Annotated in this window: 1 pseudogene; it reads right to left on the bottom strand. The window is 36.3% G+C overall.

The window, feature by feature from the left end:
* Window positions 1-44: 44 nt before the first annotated feature.
* Window positions 45-523, bottom strand: a pseudogene (locus ACFPQ3_RS09315) (transposase); the annotation flags it as partial.

Genomic DNA, 523 nt, shown 5'->3' with positions numbered 1-523 from the left:
CCCCTATGTTACAATATAGGCGAAAAATTTTTAGTTTTGGATTGTTAGCTCGTCTCTAACAATCTTTTTTGTTGGCAAAATTCAGAATAAGTTAATTGATAAGACAAAAGAATATAAGCGAGTTTAAGTCACTAATGAGCAATAGCTATAGTAGCTTTTTGTGGGCCTCTTCTAGATTTTAATTGATTAAACCGTTCAGCTATAGGACTGCCTTTTTGTCGTCTAGCCGCAAAGACAGCTTGACAAAGGCACTTTTTTAGGTAAGCATTACCATGTCTTATTCGGCTACTTCGTTTTTTACCAGCACTCTCATGATTTCCTAGACATACCCAGCCCAAGAACTTAATTGACCAACTGTTGGAAATTGGTTCATCTCAACACCGACTTCAGCGATAACAACAGAGGCTGTAATCTGATCGATAACCGGAATACTATCCAATATCTCTAGTTCTCGCTCATAGTCTTTGAGATAACTGTCTATTCGATTTTCTAACTGTTGGATTTTAGCATTATAACAATCATA

The sequence above is a fragment of the Streptococcus caledonicus genome, from assembly GCF_042656225.1.
Lineage (GTDB): Bacteria > Bacillota > Bacilli > Lactobacillales > Streptococcaceae > Streptococcus > Streptococcus caledonicus.
The sequence above is the reverse complement of the archived record's forward strand: the minus strand, read 5'-3'. Positions and strand labels throughout refer to the sequence as shown.